This window comes from Roseisolibacter sp. H3M3-2 (assembly GCF_029211165.1).
Classification (GTDB): Bacteria; Gemmatimonadota; Gemmatimonadetes; order Gemmatimonadales; family Gemmatimonadaceae; genus Roseisolibacter.
In genome coordinates this window covers 1-3419 of record NZ_JARGEK010000449.1, presented here as the reverse complement: position 1 = coordinate 3419, position 3419 = coordinate 1, and the positions used below count along the sequence as shown (strand labels likewise).

The window sequence follows — 3419 nt, the reverse complement described above, 5'->3', positions numbered from 1 at the left end:
GAACGCCGCCGGCGCCGCGGCGAGGAGGAGCCCCGCCGCGGTGAGGGCGCGGCGGAGGCGTGGCGTGTGGGCAGGCATGCGCCGAACGCTACGCGGCGCCGCGCCCCCGCGTCACTGCGGCGCCGACTCGGCCCCCGCCGGCGTCGGCTCCCCGGCGCGGAAGCGCAGCCGCCCCATCCCGGCGAACGACCACCACCACACGACGACGAGCACGAGGAGCACGGTCACGACGGCGAGCAGCACGCCGCCGCGGAGGCGGCGCCGGCCCGGCGGGACGTCGGGCGGGATGATGGTCGACACGACGGAGCACGGTGCGCGGCGGACGACGCCCCGGCGGCGACGCGCGGAGCCCCGCGTCGCGGGGGGCGACGCGGGGCTCGGGCAGGGCAGGGATCGTTCCGCGCGCCTACCAGGCGGCCTGGAAGTCGTAGTGCCCGTAGCCGCCCTGCGAGTCCTGCACGCGGATCACCGCCGTGTAGCCGTTGCGCGCGCTCGGCTGCTCGGCCACGTAGACGTTCCCGCGCCCCTGCACGTTGCGCAGCGTGACGGTGACGTTCTGGCGCGGGAGCGCGCCGCCGACCACGCGGTCGCGCACGTCGCGCACGGTGGCGCCGCTGCGCGTCACGTAGTCCACCTCGCGCCCGCGCACGCGGATCTCGACCACGTCGTCGACCTGCCCGCGCCACTCCAGCGCGCCGCGGCCGTAGCCGTCGTTGCCGTACCCGCCGTTGGTGCCGTACCCGCCGTTGCCGCGGTCGCGGTCGTCCCACCGGTCGTCGTCGCGGTCGCGGCCGCGCCCGTTCCCGTTGTTCCCCCAGCCGCCGTTGCCGCGGCCGCGGTCGCGGTCGCGGTCGTCCCACCGCCCGTCGCCGTAGCTGGTCGGGCGCCACGACGCCGCCACGCGGTACTGGTCGTCGCCGCTGCGCGGGTCGCGGATGCGCACGATCGCCGTGTAGTCGTTGCGCGCGTTCGGCTGCTGCACGACGTCCACGTCGCCGCGGCCGCCGCGCACGTTCACCGTCACCACGCCCTCGGCGCGCGGCAGCGTGCCCTGCACGCGGGCGCGGTCGCGCCCCCGCTCGTCGTACGGCTGGCGCGTGTCGACGTCGCGGCCGCGCATGACGATCAGCACCTCGCGGTCGACGCGCCCGTTCCACGTGAAGAGGTCGCGCTGCTGCGCGGCGGCCGGCGCCGCCGCGGTCAGGAGGAGCGCCGCCAGCGTCGCGGCGCGGTTCGGACGGAACGTGGTCATCTGGGCCTCACGGGCACGACGCGGTCGGATCGCCCAGCCGTGCAACGCGTCACTCGACGCGGCGGGGCGGCGCGCGGTGCCGGCACTCGCCGGCCGCGCGTCCGCCCCCTCGAAAGGCATCGGCGGTGCCCGCCGCGGCCGCCGCCGGTCCCGCGTCCCATCCCGTTGCCGCGCAACGCGTTGGCCGCGCGCGTCGGGCGCCGTCGCCGGCGGCGATGTCCCCGGGCGGGGACGGGTGCGCGTCCTCAGCCCGCGGCGTCGTCGGTCGGCACCAGCGTGACGTCGCGCGACGCGGCGAGCGCCCGGAACGCCGACGCCAGCACGCCGCCGTCGGGCCGCGCGACCGGCCCGTGCGGCCCCGCCGCGACGCCCGCCGCGAACCCCGCCGCCAGCTCCAGGAACGCGCGCGTCGGCTCGACCGCCGGCGACGACACCTGCAGCACGCGCGCGGGCGCGAACCCGCGGTTGGCGAAGGCGTGCGCGGTGCCGCGCGGCGCGAAGGCGCACCCGCCCGCGCCGAGCGTGAGCCGCTGGTCGCCGACGCGCACGTCCAGCGTCCCCTCGAGGACGTACAGCGTCTCGTCCTCGTGCGCGTGCAGGTGGTCGGGGACCGCGCCGCCGGGCTGCAGCGTCAGCTCCACCATCGAGAGGGCGCCGGCCGTGTCCTCCTGGCCGACCTTGAGCGTGGCGGAGTCCGCGAGCACGTGCACGACCTCGCCCGCACCCGCGGGCACGAGCACCGTGCGCGCGGGCTCGCGCGCCTCGGGCGGGTCGTCGGGGCCGATGATGCGCATGTATGGATGAACGACGGGTCAGGCGCGCAGCACGGTCGTCCCGGCGCGCGGCCGCGCCGGCGGCGTCGGTCCGCGGGCGTCGCCTGCACGCTACCGGCGCCCGCCCCGGGCGGCGTGGGTCGAACGCCCCAGCGCCGCGGACGGCGTCGTCAGCCGAGCAGCTGCTGGAAGAGGAGCATGGCCGTGGTGGACACGACCGCCACCAGCGCGATGCGCGGCGCCCCCTCGTGCGCGTACGCCTCGGGGAGCAGCTCCTCGAGCACCAGGAACACCATGGCCCCGGCCGCGAACCCGAGCCCGTACGGCAGCAGCGCCGCGAACTGGCGCACGAACAGGTACGCGGGCACCGCCATCACCGGCTGCGGCAGCGAGGAGAACACCGCCCACCCGGCGCACGCCAGCACCGACGCCCCCTGCGGGCGGAGCACGGCGCCGATCGCGAGCCCCTCGGGGACGTTGTGCACCGCGATCGCGACGGTGATCGCGGTCGCCAGCGCCTCGCCGCCGCCGAACGACACGCCGACGGCCACCCCCTCGGCGAACGAGTGCACGGTCATCACCACGAGCACGAGCAGCACGCGACGCGCGCCGGCGCCGCGCAGCGCGCCGAACTCGGGCTCGCGGTCGCCGAGCAGCGCCTGCGTGAGGCGCACGAAGCCCACGCCGAGCAGCGCCCCGACGAACGTCGCCCCCGGGTCCACCGACTCGCCCTCGGCGAGCAGCCCGATGCTGGCGCCGAGCATGAGCCCCGCCGCGCCCGCGTTGGCGAGCGCCATCGCGCGCGGCGACAGGTCGCGCACGAACGCGAACGGCAGCGCCCCGAACCCGGTCGCGACCGCGGTGGCCAGCGCGTACAGGAAGACGCGCCAGACGTCGTCCGTGACCGTCACGGCGCCCCGCCGCGCGCGCCGCCGCCGAGCAGCGCGACCATCCCGGCCGCGAGGCACACGGCGATGGCGATCCCGGTGCGCCCGAGCACGCGGTAGCTCTCGGGGAGCAGCTCGGCGAAGAGGAGGAAGAGCAACGCGCCGAAGCCCGCGCCGACCGAGAGCGGCAGCGCGCCGCGCGCGTCGTCGACGACGGCCGCGGTGACGAGCGCGAACGCGACCTGGCCGGCGCGCGCGAGCGTGGCCGCGCGCACCGCCGCGCCGCGCCCGCGCCCGCCCAGCGCGACGCCGAGCACCGCCCCCTCGCCGACGTTGTGGACGACGAGGGTCAGCGCCAGCACGAGCCCGAACGGGCGCCCCAGCGCCATCGCCGCGCCGATCGCGATCCCCTCGGCGGCCGAGTGCCGCGCGCTGGCGCGCACCGGCGCGGCGCCGCGCAGCAGGTAGAGCGCGCCCGCCGCGAGCGCGGCGCCGAGCGTGGTCGGC

General features: G+C 78.3%; 4 protein-coding genes and 1 pseudogene. All 5 read right to left on the bottom strand.

Going from position 1 to position 3419, the window contains the following annotated elements; all coding sequences use genetic code 11:
- Positions 1-111: 111 nt before the first annotated feature.
- The gene (locus tag PYV61_RS22785) at positions 112-300 is read right to left on the bottom strand and encodes a hypothetical protein (RefSeq protein ID WP_275836008.1); all 189 of its coding nucleotides are present in this window, start codon (positions 298-300) and stop codon (positions 112-114) included.
- 106 nt (positions 301-406) lie between these two features.
- Positions 407-1252, bottom strand: a complete 846-nt coding sequence (locus tag PYV61_RS22780; protein WP_275836006.1) for a hypothetical protein — start codon at positions 1250-1252, stop codon at positions 407-409.
- Positions 1253-1497: 245 nt separating this feature from the next.
- Positions 1498-2046: a cupin domain-containing protein gene (locus PYV61_RS22775; RefSeq protein WP_275836003.1), complete on the bottom strand. Its 549-nt coding sequence runs from the start codon at positions 2044-2046 to the stop codon at positions 1498-1500.
- Positions 2047-2195: 149 nt separating this feature from the next.
- Positions 2196-2936, bottom strand: a complete 741-nt coding sequence (locus tag PYV61_RS22770) for a ZIP family metal transporter (RefSeq protein WP_275836001.1) — start codon at positions 2934-2936, stop codon at positions 2196-2198.
- Positions 2933-3419 (bottom strand): annotated as a pseudogene (locus PYV61_RS22765) (hypothetical protein); the annotation flags it as partial. The gene PYV61_RS22770 and the pseudogene PYV61_RS22765, both read right to left, overlap by 4 nt.